This window comes from Nonomuraea sp. NPDC049129 (genome assembly GCF_040648495.1).
Lineage (GTDB): Bacteria > Actinomycetota > Actinomycetes > Streptosporangiales > Streptosporangiaceae > Nonomuraea.
In genome coordinates, this window is the sequence record NZ_JBEZDU010000008.1 from 216,778 (window position 1) to 228,599 (window position 11,822).

General features: G+C 67.4%; 11 protein-coding genes. 7 read left to right on the forward strand and 4 right to left on the reverse strand.

Features of this window, described 5'->3' with window-relative positions:
* The first annotated feature begins 382 nt into the window (after positions 1–382).
* Positions 383–520 (forward strand): DUF4244 domain-containing protein, encoded by a 138-nt coding sequence (locus AB0B64_RS26560; RefSeq protein WP_357954516.1) that lies wholly within the window; start codon positions 383–385, stop codon positions 518–520.
* Here AB0B64_RS26560 and AB0B64_RS26565 read toward each other — a convergent pair.
* Positions 504–794, reverse strand: coding sequence for a hypothetical protein (locus AB0B64_RS26565; protein ID WP_358180327.1), 291 nt, complete (start codon positions 792–794; stop codon positions 504–506). The two genes, AB0B64_RS26560 and AB0B64_RS26565, sit on opposite strands and share 17 nt — an antisense overlap.
* A gap of 13 nt (positions 795–807) precedes the next feature.
* Here AB0B64_RS26565 and AB0B64_RS26570 point away from each other — a divergent pair, with 13 nt between their 5' ends.
* Positions 808–1,110, forward strand: a complete 303-nt coding sequence (locus tag AB0B64_RS26570) for a TadE family type IV pilus minor pilin (protein WP_358180330.1) — start codon at positions 808–810, stop codon at positions 1,108–1,110.
* Positions 1,107–1,538 carry an Rv3654c family TadE-like protein gene (locus AB0B64_RS26575; protein WP_358180333.1) on the forward strand — a complete coding sequence of 144 codons (432 nt, stop codon included), beginning with the start codon at positions 1,107–1,109 and terminating at the stop codon, positions 1,536–1,538. Before AB0B64_RS26570 ends, AB0B64_RS26575 begins: the two co-directional genes overlap by 4 nt.
* A gap of 517 nt (positions 1,539–2,055) precedes the next feature.
* Here AB0B64_RS26575 and AB0B64_RS26580 read toward each other — a convergent pair.
* On the reverse strand, positions 2,056–2,694 hold the full coding sequence (locus tag AB0B64_RS26580) for a class I SAM-dependent methyltransferase (RefSeq protein WP_357954520.1): 639 nt from the start codon (positions 2,692–2,694) through the stop codon (positions 2,056–2,058).
* 1,081 nt (positions 2,695–3,775) lie between these two features.
* On the opposite strand from AB0B64_RS26580, the gene AB0B64_RS26585 reads away from it, so the two are divergent.
* Positions 3,776–6,310 carry a hypothetical protein gene (locus tag AB0B64_RS26585; protein WP_358180336.1) on the forward strand — a complete coding sequence of 845 codons (2,535 nt, stop codon included), beginning with the start codon at positions 3,776–3,778 and terminating at the stop codon, positions 6,308–6,310.
* 246 nt (positions 6,311–6,556) lie between these two features.
* Here AB0B64_RS26585 and AB0B64_RS26590 read toward each other — a convergent pair whose 3' ends face one another.
* Positions 6,557–6,994 (reverse strand): VOC family protein, encoded by a 438-nt coding sequence (locus AB0B64_RS26590; protein WP_357954524.1) that lies wholly within the window; start codon positions 6,992–6,994, stop codon positions 6,557–6,559.
* Positions 6,995–7,075: 81 nt separating this feature from the next.
* On the opposite strand from AB0B64_RS26590, the gene AB0B64_RS26595 reads away from it, so the two are divergent.
* Complete coding sequence (locus tag AB0B64_RS26595; protein WP_358180681.1) at positions 7,076–7,666, forward strand: TetR/AcrR family transcriptional regulator; 591 nt, start codon at positions 7,076–7,078, stop codon at positions 7,664–7,666.
* 434 nt (positions 7,667–8,100) lie between these two features.
* Here the strand turns inward: AB0B64_RS26595 and AB0B64_RS26600 are convergent, their stop codons facing one another.
* Complete coding sequence (locus tag AB0B64_RS26600) at positions 8,101–10,590, reverse strand: DEAD/DEAH box helicase (protein WP_358180339.1); 2,490 nt, start codon at positions 10,588–10,590, stop codon at positions 8,101–8,103.
* A gap of 408 nt (positions 10,591–10,998) precedes the next feature.
* Here AB0B64_RS26600 and AB0B64_RS26605 point away from each other — a divergent pair, with 408 nt between their 5' ends.
* Positions 10,999–11,349 carry an STAS domain-containing protein gene (locus AB0B64_RS26605; protein ID WP_020542579.1) on the forward strand — a complete coding sequence of 117 codons (351 nt, stop codon included), beginning with the start codon at positions 10,999–11,001 and terminating at the stop codon, positions 11,347–11,349.
* 2 nt (positions 11,350–11,351) lie between these two features.
* The gene (locus AB0B64_RS26610) at positions 11,352–11,783 is read left to right on the forward strand and encodes an ATP-binding protein (protein ID WP_225299083.1); all 432 of its coding nucleotides are present in this window, start codon (positions 11,352–11,354) and stop codon (positions 11,781–11,783) included.
* Positions 11,784–11,822: the final 39 nt, after the last annotated feature.

Consider the following 11,822-nt stretch of genomic DNA (forward strand, 5'->3'; position numbering starts at 1 on the left):
CACGTACCGGATCGACGTCGGGAGCACGCGGAGAGACCAACTGTCGCAAGACGGGCAGCGTGCCCGTAAACCTCCAGGTCAGCACCCTGCTTATGGGGCAGTCCAACGTTTTCCACAGAACGTCGTTCGGCTCATCCGACGCACGCAGCCTTGAGCCACTGTTGGACCCGCGCCGGACGACACCCGGCTCCGATCACCTGGAGGCACCATGCATCATGCGGCAACCACCCCGAACGCCGCCGCCACACCGCCACAAGACCCGCCGACCGCCACACCGCCACAAGGCCCCCCGACCGCCAAGGCAACCAGCCCAGCCATCCGCCACCACGGCTGGCTCGCCGACAGGTGGGCCCGTTGTTCGGGACCACACCGCGAGCGCGGCATGTCCACAGCCGAATATGCCGTTGGCACAATCGCCGCGTGCGCCTTCGCGGCGTTGCTGTTCAAGGTGGTCACCAGTCCCGAGGTGCATGAGATGCTCTCGAAACTCATCGACAAGGCGCTCAACACAGCCGGATGACCGCGCCCCAAGCCGAGACCTCCAAGCGCGTGAAACGGCCGACATCAGGTTCGAGGCGGTCGGTGTCGCTCGCGAAGCGATCCGTAGCGCGTCGTAAACGGCCGACATCAGGTTCGAGGCGGTCGGTGTCGCTCGCGAAGCGATGCCTATGGCGTCGCAATTGGCCGACATCAGGTTCGAGGCGGTCGGTGTCGCTCGTGAAACGATTCGTATGGCGTTGTAATTGGCCGACATCGCGGCTGAAGCGGCGGCCGACGTCGCGCGGCTCCGTCACCGCCGAGACCGCTATGGTCCTGCCCGCGCTCATGGTCGTCTTGGCCGCCGCATTGTGGACGATCCAAGTAGTCGGGGTCCAGTTGGAATGCGTCGACGCGGCTCGCGCCGCAGCCCGGGCCGCAGCCAGAGGCGAGCCACTGGACGAAGTGCGCGAACTCGTACGATCCGCCACCCGCCCCAACGCGCAGGTGGACATCAGCCGTAGCCCGGAGAGCACAAAAGTAGAGATCTCGGTGGAGGTACGACCAGCATGGGGAGCGTCCCTGCCCGCAGTACAAGTGGCCGCCTCTGCGACAGCCGACACGGAGTCATGACACGCTGGCGCACCTCGGCGAAGAAGGATCGAGCGGCAACGTTCGTCAAGCGAGCAGACCGGGGCTCCGCGACATTGTGGGGAGTCGCGCTCATGGGCCTGCTCATGGCGGTCGCCACGGCCCTCGCTACTGTGGGCTCCGTACGCGTCGCCCGCCATCACGTACACGACGCAGCCGACCTGAGCGCACTTGCGGCGGCGAGGCTGGCAATCTTCGATCCCCAAGCAGCCTGCGACAGAGCGAAGACCGTAGCCGCGAAAAACGGCGCCCACCTCCTTCAATGCACGCTCACAGGTGAAATCGCGGATGTCCGAACCTCATTGACCATCACTCTGCCCGCCTTAGGAACCCGAACCCTGACGGGTAGGGCCCGCGCCGGCCCAAGCAAGTACCCGGCCTCGGCAGAGCACCCCCACAGATCGCAGTAGGGATGTGGCCTGTGCAGGGTGCGCACACAGTCCGAAGTAGGGATGCGGCCTGTGCGGAGCCCCCACCGACCGGAGAGGGGGTGCGGCCTGTGCAGAGCACCCCACGGACCGGAGAAGGGATGCGAGCCATGGCAGGGCGCAACAAGCGGGAGCAGGAACGCAGGCCAGACAGAGCAGGCAAAGGCCGAAGGGTGTGGGCCCGATAGAGCACTCACGACAGGAGTAAGCGTGCAGACCCGGTAGAACGCGACGGCCTGCGGCGGGGTGGACCTGGTGGGGATGCGCACGAGCAAGGCCGACAGGCCAAGTGAACGAAGAGCGGGCGAGCGGGTGAGGAGCGAGTGAGCCGGACGGAGCTCGGTCGGCAGGGACGTCGGTTCCTGCTCGGCCGGAACAGGAATGTCGGTTCCTGTCTCGGCCGGAACGGGACTTCTATACCCGCTCGGCCGGGGTGACCTCCTTGATGACCGCGTGCATACGGAGAGGGAAGACCTTGTCCGGCAGTTCTCCTGGCCGGTCAGATCCTTGTGCCACTGAGCAACAGGAAGAGCGGCACGCGGCGGCGGCGCGCCAGTTCGGCCAAGTCGCCGTCGAACCGCTCTTCCTGAGGGGCGCACTCACGTAGAGCCGACAGTGCAAACCCGGCGTTCATCAGCGCATCTACATAGTCCTCAACAGTCCGGTGAAACCAGACGACACTGCCGCCCAACCAGTTCCGCCGCCGTGGCCCCTTGAGGAAGTAGTCATCGACGATCCAGTTCGTGCGCGGCTTTCCCGTCCCGGCGTCATATGAGCTGAGAACGGGATGAACAACCGAAAGAATGATCCGCCCACCAGGCGAAAGGCATGTGTGGCAAGCCGTCAGCACCGCCTCCAGATCCTCGACATAGTGCAGGGCCAGACGAGAAATGATCAGATCGAACGAAGACGGCGGGGCGGAAAAGTCCTCTATGTCCGCTCGCTCGGCTCGCCCACAGGTGCCTCGAAGGGTCGCGCTGGCAGCCTCCACCATGGCTGCCGAGCCATCCAGGCCCAGGTAGCTACGGCAGCCGGCGTCCAGCAGAGTCCGCCCGATGGCCGCATCCCCGCAGCCGAGATCCAAAACGCGCAGATCGGTGACCGTGCCAAGGGCATCCAGTAGCGCTGGCTCCTCCATGACGTGGTTTGGGCTCGTTATTCCACTGTGCCGATGGTCGCGATACCTCTGGGAGATCTTGGGTGAGTCGTAGAAGGAGCCACCACGCTGAGATGCAGCAGTCACGATGCGGAGTTTGACATGCTCCTCGCCCTGAAGCGGCGAAGATTCCCGTGCTGCTCACGCAGCAGTCCATGCTGCGCAAGCAGCACGAGCTGTGGAACGGGATGCTTGACGCTTCACTGACCCGCCTATCGGCAAGTCTCCATGTCCTGTCACCGCCCGTCCGGCGGCCTCGTTGTACCGATGAATCCAGGAAGTGATCTTACGGTCGGCTTGGTTGTCGCTTGCCCGTTCGATCACGGAAACCTTACCGTACGTGATTGAGCCGTCGCAAACAGTTCCAAGCACTGCACGCTCGCGCCCCAGAGGGCGCTGGCGCGCGGGTCTACACCATCGCGCCTGAAGACGGGAGCACTGGCCCACCTCTTGGTAGATCGATCGGCCGGTATGACGACGCGCTGAGGTGGACGGAGGTGTGGGTGTGCTTCCGTCTTGGCCCCTGGCTTCGTCCTGGCCCTGGCCCCGATCCGGCCCTGGGTTCCGATCCCGGTCCCAGGGCCCAATTCTGGGTCCTCGCCTCGTATGCCCCGACCTGCGCTGTGAGGCTGCGGGCTGTGAGCCTTGGTTTAGGTGGCTCCTGGTTCTGGGCCGGGGAGTGGACCCCGGCCCATGCTGAGGGCTGAGCCTCGCTCCCGCAGGGCGGGGTGGGCCGTTATTTAGCGCATTGTTCGTGAAAGCAGAGGCCTTTTTTCACTTTTGCGAACAATGCGGCTTCTGGGGCTGCCGGGGCTAGGTCGCAATCGAATTACGACTTCTTAGACAGAGTGTCCAAGAGTTAGATAGCTCACATAAGGTGCCGCTTACTCGTGAGTCCATGCCGTCTGGGGCCGGAGTCTGGGATAGCCCGGACCTGAGCCGTTAGGGTGCGGGTTCAGGGGCGGTCGGTGATCGACATCGGCCAAGCGGACTGCATTCCGGTCGTCGCGTGAACGCCCCAGGGCGGTCAGGCGGCGCGAGGCTCTCTATGGAGGGAAGCGCCGTGACGGTTGGCAGAGCGATAGTCGCGACGGCGGTCGTCGCGGGAACCATCGTGCTCGGTGGGTCCGCTCAGGCGGCCGTGGTGGCGCGGCAAGGTGCGGGCCCGGGGGAGATCACGTCTCCGTCCGACGGTCAGGTGGTCACGAGTGGATCCGTGCCGATCTCAGCGCATACCGGGTTAATGCAGCTCAACATGGGCGTGTACGTGGAGGGCCCCTCGACCACCAGGCAGAAGGTCGCCGGTGGGGGTGCCAACCAGACGATTTCCGGGACGTTCGACGCGGGCAGCGCACCCAACGGGACCTTCAACGTGGTCCTCAAGGGTGAGATCACCGGCAGCACCTACGCGACGAGCACTTTCAAGCTGAGGCGGCCCGCCGCCGCGCCGGACAACGTCGCCGCGGCCCTGCAGGGGACCGAGAAGATCGTGGTGACCTGGAGCAAGGGCTCGGAGCCGGACCTCCAGTCGTACGAGGTGGCAACCAGCCAGTCCGGCATTGTGGGCAGGCTGCCCGCCGACAGCGCCTGCTCCGGATCATCGTGCAAGGCCGTGCTCGCCGTACCGACCAAGGCGGCCGGGCAGCGGGTGGGCTTCACCGTGAAGGCGTTCAGGGGCGACGGCGATGGCGGGTCGATCGAGTCCGACAATTCTGGCGCCGCGTACGTGACCATCCCCGCACCGCCGGCCGCCCAGCCGAAGAAGACGGCCACGAAACAGGAGACCACGGGCACCAAGAAGGGCGTCGAGACCCTCCCTACGCTGCCCGCCAAGAAGCACGCGCAGTCCACGGTCGCGCCCACGCACAAGGCGACCACGACGAAGAAAACCGACAAGCTCCCTGCCATGCCCGACACCGACCCCAAGGGCAATCTCCCGATCCCGACCGCCGACACGACCGGAGATTCGAGCAGGACCGACGGCCTCGCTCCGAACGGCTCCACAGGCGACGCCGACTCTGCTGCCATCGATTCCAAGGTGAAGGCCCAGTCGTCGGAGTCGGCCGCCGGAGGCATCGGCAAGTACGGCCTGTACGTCGCAGGCGGGCTCGTCTTGCTGCTGCTGGCCGCGCACGGAGGCGCGTGGGCGCGTCGCCGGTCTCTTGCCGCCGCTGGTGCTGGGGGTTCGGTGCCGCACTCGGCTGCCGCTTCGCCAAGTCTCGGCATTTCCGCTCAACCCAGTACGGATAGCGTCCCGCCCACCGCTTCGGTCCCCCGACGCCCTGCCGTGGTGCTGGCAGTCGCCAAGGTCCGACCGGCCAGTGAGCATCCTCGTACGCAGTCCCCTGAACAGTCCCGCGCGCCGGAGCGGTCGGGTGCTCAGGTGTCTGAGCGTTCGCGCGGGTCAGAGCGGCTTGGCGCCCAGGCTCCCGGAGCCTCGCGTACGCCACCAGGACGTTCCGGTGCGCAGACGCCCGCACGGTCTCGCATGCGGGCACTGGAATCCCACATGCAGGCGCTGGAACAACCTGGCTCGGCGGCGTCCGACCGACCCACTTCGGGGGTGTCCGACCGGCCCGGTCCGGGAGCACCTGGGCTGGAAGCGTCCACCCTGGGAGGGTCCACTCCAGGGGTTTCCGGTCTGGGGGTGTCCGATCGGTTTAGTCAGGGGGTTGCTGGTGTGGCCGGTTCGGGCGGCTCCGATCGGTTCGCTCCAGGGGCGTCCGACCAGTTCGGTCCGGAGATGTCCGACAGATCTGGTCGGGGGGTTTCCGACAGGTTCGGTTCGGGTGGGTCCGATGGGTTCGGTTCGGGTGGGTCCGACGGGTTTGGTTCGGGTGGGTCCGAACAGCTCGGTGTGGTGTCGTCCGATCGCTTCAACTCGACAGCGTCTGGCCTGCTGGCCACGCCGTCCGCAGCACGGCGTCACGCAGAGGGGCCGAGTGCCGGTCGGGCTAACGGGCCGGTGCCGGGGCAGGCTCGTGCGCAGGTACGCGCCGCCCTCCCGCTGCACCTCAGCGACGCCGATATGGGGGCTGCTGATCCGGATGACTGGGCGTCCGGCGGTCAGGATGGCCCGGCGGGCGCTGGGCAGGCTTCCTGGTTGTCCGGCGGGCAGGATGGCCAGGCGGGCGCTGGACAGGCTTCCTGGTTGTCCGGCGAGCAGGATGGCCAGGCGGGCGCTGGGCAGGTTTCGTGGGTGTCTGGGGAGCGGGATGGCCGGGCGGATGCCGGTCGATATGACCTGGTTTCCGTTGATCAGGACGGCTGGAGAGGAGCGGCTCAGGGTGATCGAGAGCCTCTCGACCAGTCCGGTCGGATGCGTGCTGAGCTGGACGGTCGGACGGTCCGTCAGGAGCCCGTACGGATCGCGCTGCCCAGCTCGGCCGTGATCGAGGTGCCCGAGTCGGCCGCCGCCGTCACGCCGCCCGCAGTACGGATCGAGGAGCGTTGGGACGACTACCTGCCCCCTGCGCCCAGGGCGATGGAGGACAGTGGCTTCTGGGAGCGTCCGCAGCCCGGAGCGGGTGACTTCTGGGCGGCTGACGACGACGAGAACGCCTTCGCGGGCCACCGCCATCGCGGCGGCGACAGCTAACCCACGACCAACCCACCAAGCCCTCCGAAGGAGTCGGCCGGTGGGGAGCACTTGCCTCGGCCGGCGCTAGCCCTTCGGCGGGTTCCTCCGTGTCGAGGGCGTGCCTGATGCGACCGGTCTTGCCGAGATCATCGGTATGCCGTCGGACTTTGAGTCCCTGGCATGGGCACTGATGTGGTGGGTGAGGTCATCTGGCGCAGCGAGCAAGCCGTTGTTGAGCCGAGGCCGGACGGGCTCTGTTGTGCGTCAAAGGGCTGCGGATCCTTGTGAATCCTGAGTCTGGTACTGGCCGGCGTACTCGGCGGTGGGAACGGTGGGTGTGATGACGTCGATGAGCACTCCGTTGGGGTCGGCCACGATGAAGTGCCGCTGCCCGAAATCCTCGCTGCGCAGTTCGAGCACGGCCGGCAGACCTCCCCGTACCACGAGCCGTTCCCACTCCCCGTCCACGTCCTCGACCTCGAAGTTGAGCAGCAGCCCCTGAACGTGTGCGCGGTGGCCCTCGGGAAGCGTCGGATGGCGGTGGTCGAGAAGCGCGAGCTCGTACGGCGGGGTCCCCGGCCGGCGCAGGCTCACGTACCAGTCCGCCTCGAACGTCGCCTCGAACCCGAACCACCCGACATAGAAGTCCCGGGACTCCTGCAGCAGGGAGGTGCAGAGGACCGGATAGAAGCTGGTCAGCATTACGGAAAGCTCCTTCGCATACCGTTGGTATGTCAAGCTACGCTATTGGCATACCATCGGTACGTCAACAGGGGTGACGCGATGCACAAGGGCAGCAGGATCGAGCAGCGCGAGCAGACCCGGCGGATTCTGGTGCGCGAGGGCAGGCTGTTGTTCGCGAGCCGGGGTTACGGGGCGGTGGGCCTGTCGCAGATCGTCGCCGCTGCCGGGGTGACCAAGGGCGCGCTGTACCACCATTTCGAGAGCAAGGCCGACCTGTTCCGTACGGTCCTGGAGCAGGTGCAGGGGGAGGTGGCCGAGAGGGTGGCCGCGACCGCCGAGGTCCAGGACGACCCGTGGGAGCAACTGGTGGCCGGGTGCCGGGCGTTCCTCACAGCCTGCACCGAGCCGGACATCCAGCAGATCATGCTCATCGACGCCCCCGCAGTCCTGGGCTGGAGCGAGTGGCGCGCGCTGGACGAGGCCGCCTCCGCCCGCCATCTGGCCGAGGCGCTTTCCGGCCTCATCGAGGCAGGGGTTATCGCACGACAGCCGGTCGCCCCGCTGACTCACCTGCTGTCGGGGGCGATGAACGAGGCCGCCCTGTGGCTGGCCGGCTCCGGAGATCCCGGCGACCTGGACGACGTGTGGGCCGCCTTGTCCCGGATCCTGCAGGGGTTGCGCCTCGAGTGAGTGCGCGCATCGTTGTGTTCTACGAGTGGGTCTGGCAATGCGGTCAGCGGGTGGTCTTGCGACCAACCCGCCACGGACCCTGAAGGAAGTGGTCAGCCGGTGGTCTCGCCTCGACCAACCCGCCAAGGACCCGGAGGAAGCGGTCAGCGGGTGGTCTTGCCTCGACCAACCCGCCAAGGACCCGGAGGAAGCGGTCAGCCGGTGGTCTCACCTGGGCTTATCGAGGTTCGGGCGGTCGCGCGCTGCCTGGTGCGGTGGCCACAGTGGCCCCTGGGTTTGGTCCGGTCCCTGCGACAGTCCGTCGTGTCAGGGGCCTGGAAGGTTTGCCCCGCCCGGGTGGCCCGGAGGGGTTGCACCTCCGGGCCACCCGGGCGGGATACCCCCTTCGAGGGAGAGGGAGAGTGGACACCCGGCGAACGTCCGTCGACACCGGACTAGCTTGCGGCGGAAGCGGAGCGTAGCAAGGTGTCCAACAGGTGGATGGCACCGCGTTTGTCCAGGGGCTCGTTGCCGTTGCCGCATTTGGGGGACTGGATGCAGGATGGGCAGCCGCGTTCGCATTCGCAGGAGGCGATGGCCTCGCGGGTGGCCGTGAGCCAGTCGGTGGCACGGGCGTAGCCGCGTTCGGCGAATCCGGCGCCTCCCTCGTGACCGTCGTACACGAACACCGTCAGCAGGCCCGTGTCCGCGTGAAGTTCCGTGGACACGCCGCCGATGTCCCAGCGGTCGCAGGTGGCGAAGAGGGGGAGCAGGCCGATGGCGGCGTGTTCGGCGGCGTGGGCGGCGCCGCCCAGGTCGAAGCCCTCCTGGGCCAGAGTGGCGACTTCTGAGGCGGGGAGCGTCCACCAGACCGCGCGGGTGCGGAGGGTACGCGGCGGGAGGTCCAGGGGCTCGTCGCCGAGCATCTCGCCGGACTGGAGGCGGCGTTTGAGGTACGAGACCACCTGCCTGGTCACCTCCACCTCACCGAAGTGGAGGCTGCCGGGGCCGAGGTCGTGCGAACGCAGGGAGGCGAGCACCGAGATCTCCGTCACGTCGCGCGCGAACGTCGTGTAGTCGGGCTCCGCACCGCCCACCAGGGCGACGCCGGCTTCGAGGTCGAGGAGCTCCACCAGGTACGTCTCACCCTGATGCAGGTAGACGGCGCCGGTGTGGACGGTGGTGTGGGCGGACGGCTCGTCCACGCTGCCGAGGAGACGGCCGGTCGCGGACTCCACGACCTGGATGGGCGCCCCTCCGCCGCCCCTGATATCGGCCAGGTCGGTGGCACGTTCGCGCCTGGTCCAGAACCAGCCTGCGGGGCGCTTTCTGAGCAGGCCCTCGGTCACCAGGTCGTCGAGGACGTTCGGGGTGGTGGGGCCGAAGACGGGCAGGTCGGCGTCGGTCAGCGGGATCTCCGCGGCGGCCGCGCAGAGGTGGGGGCCGAGGACGTACGGGTTGTCCGGGTCGAGCACGATCGCCTCTACGGGCTGGCCGAAAAGGGCCTGGGGGTGGTGTACGAGGTAGGTGTCGAGGGGGTCGTCCCTCGCGATGAGTACGGCGAGTGCCTCCTGGCCGTCGCGGCCGGCTCGGCCCGCCTGCTGCCAGAGGGAGGCGCGGGTGCCCGGCCAGCCGGCGATCAGGACGGCGTCCAGGCCGGAGACGTCCACGCCGAGCTCAAGGGCGTTCGTGGTGGCCAGGCCCATGATGGAGCCCGAGCGGAGGGCCTTCTCCAGGAGCCTGCGGTCTTCGGCGAGGTATCCGGCCCGGTAGGCGGCGATCCGGTCTGGAAGGTCGGCCCAGTCGGCGGACTCGGACTCGGACACGGACTCGGACTCGGGCACGGACACGGACGCTCCCCAGGACAGCGTTCCCTGGTCTGCGCCTGGTGGAGCGGTGCCCTGGTCTGGGAGCGGTGTGGTGGTGCTGCGGGTGGAGGGTGCCGGCCGAGTGCCCTGGTCTGAGGGCGGTGGGGTGGAAAACGCTGGGTGAGTGTCCTGGGTGGGGGATGACAGGGAAGGGCGGTGGTCCCGGGACGCCATGGGGACGTCGTGGTCTGGAGACCCTGGGTGAGGGGCAGAGGGGAGCGGGGAAATGTCCCGCTCTGGGGGGATGGCGTGGCCACCAGACAGGGGGAGCGCGCCGGGATTACCTCCTGCCGGGGCGAAGGCCGTACTCGATGAGCCGCCAATCGGGGTCCCGGCCAGGGAGAAGGCGACGTCGGCGAGTTTGGCGCGGGCGGTCAGGGCGACTGTCTCGGCGCCGCGTCGGGAGCGGACGAAGGCGAGGGTGCGGACCTTCGCCAGGACGAGGTCCGTGAGGAGGTCCGCGGCCTCCGCGGTGGCCGTGCGGCGCACCGGAGCCCCCCTCTCGCCCCGTAGCTCGGTCAGGGGCGGCTCCCAGAGCGCGATGGTCGTCGCACCCTTGGGAGACCCGTCCGACGTCACCTCGGCCATCTCAAGCCCCGTCAGCCGCATCGCGAACGCCCCCGGCTCGCTGGCCGTCGCTGAGGCCAGCAGGAAGACGGGCTGCGAGCCGTAGCGGGCGCAGACGCGGCGCAGGCGGCGCAGGATCTGAGCCACGTGCGAGCCGAACACCCCGCGGTAGCCGTGGCACTCGTCCACCACGACCATCCGCAGCCGCCGGAAGAACGACGACCACTGGGCGTGCCGGGGCAGGATGCTGCGGTGCAACATGTCGGGATTTGTTAGTACGTAGTTGGCGTGCTGCCGGACCCAGGTACGTTCCTCGAACGGCGTGTCGCCGTCGAAGCAGGCCGCGCGGAGCTGGGTGATGCGGAGCTCGCGGAGGCCGCGGAGCTGGTCGGCGGCCAGGGCCTTGGTAGGCGTGAGGTAAAGGACCGTGCCGCCGTCGAGGCAGGAAGTGACCGCCGGAGTGAGGTACGCGAGCGACTTCCCGGATGCCGTTCCGGTGGAAATGATCACATTTCGGCCACGATGGGCCAGATCAGCGGCTTCGTACTGGTGTGGCCACAATCCCGGGATTCCGCGGTTCGCCAAGCGCGTAACCAGGAGTTCCGGCGCCCATTTCGGCCAACCCACTTGACCCGCCTGACGTGCTGGAACATGCTCCACATGAGTGACGCGCTCATGACGTGCGGGAACACCGAGCAGGTGACCGAGGAGTGGACCTGGCCGGTGTGGGGAGGAAGCGGAGGAAGTCACTGTTTCCAGTCTGCATCCGTGGGCAAAGTCGCCGGGAATCGTGATTTCGTATAGACACAAGCCAGACGCGTGGTTGAATGCCGCGCGTCAGGGTCAGACGGTCTGGAGCCCCGTTCCAGACTGCCAGGCCCGCAAGGGTACTTTCGCAGGCGAGGCGCTGGAGGATCTGTGGATCTGAAGTTGGATCACCACAACGAGGACCGACTCACCATCGTCGAGGTTGAGGGTGAGATCGATGTCTACACGGCGCCGAGATTGCGTGAGCTCCTCATCGACCTGGTGAACAAGGGCAACTTCCACCTTCTCGTGAACATGGAGAAGGTCGACTTCCTCGACTCGACGGGCCTCGGTGTCCTGGTCGGGGGGCTCAAGCGGGTTCGGGCGCACGACGGTTCGCTCGAGCTGGTGTGCACGCAGGAGCGCATCCTCAAGATCTTCCGGATCACCGGACTCACCAAGGTCTTCGGGATCTACGCTTCGGTCGACGAGGCCAAGGAAGCTCACGGCAAAGACAAGTAGTCATGGCTACCGTCGAGCTGACGTTCAGCGCCCTCCCCGCGCATGTGCGGACCGCCCGGCTGGTCGCGACGGCGATCGCCCGGCGCACCGGCGTGGAGGAGTCACTGCTGGACGAGGTCAGGCTCGCCGTCGGTGAGGCCTGCTCCCGGGCGGTTGAGGCGCATCGCGCGCACTGTCCGGGAGAGCCCATCCGCATCGAGCTGAAAGACGACTCGGGACGGTTCGAGGTCACGGTCAGCGATCAGGCCCCCAGCGATGAGATCAAGCAGGAGCAACCTCTCGATTTGGGCATGCTCTCTGACTCGTTCATGTCGGGGTTCGGCATCGCGGTGATCGCGGGGCTGGCCGACGACGTGGAGGTGTTCCCCAGCCCGAAGGGGATGCGCATCCGCATGAGCTGGCCCGCCGCCACCAATGGTCACGCGCCAATTTAAGACAATCTTTCTTTTACGGCACGGCACGGTGGGCCCCGC

Excerpts from the sequence above, each read along its gene's own strand:
- AB0B64_RS26560 (WP_357954516.1), top strand. The coding sequence starts at position 383 with ATGTCCACAGCCGAATATGCCGTTGGCACAATCGCCGCGTGCGCCTTC.
- AB0B64_RS26570 (WP_358180330.1), top strand. The coding sequence starts at position 808 with ATGGTCCTGCCCGCGCTCATGGTCGTCTTGGCCGCCGCATTGTGGACG.
- AB0B64_RS26575 (WP_358180333.1), top strand. The coding sequence starts at position 1,107 with ATGACACGCTGGCGCACCTCGGCGAAGAAGGATCGAGCGGCAACGTTC.
- AB0B64_RS26580 (WP_357954520.1), bottom strand. The coding sequence starts at position 2,694 with ATGGAGGAGCCAGCGCTACTGGATGCCCTTGGCACGGTCACCGATCTG.
- AB0B64_RS26590 (WP_357954524.1), bottom strand. The coding sequence starts at position 6,994 with ATGCTGACCAGCTTCTATCCGGTCCTCTGCACCTCCCTGCTGCAGGAG.
- AB0B64_RS26595 (WP_358180681.1), top strand. The coding sequence starts at position 7,076 with ATGCACAAGGGCAGCAGGATCGAGCAGCGCGAGCAGACCCGGCGGATT.
- AB0B64_RS26610 (WP_225299083.1), top strand. The coding sequence starts at position 11,352 with ATGGCTACCGTCGAGCTGACGTTCAGCGCCCTCCCCGCGCATGTGCGG.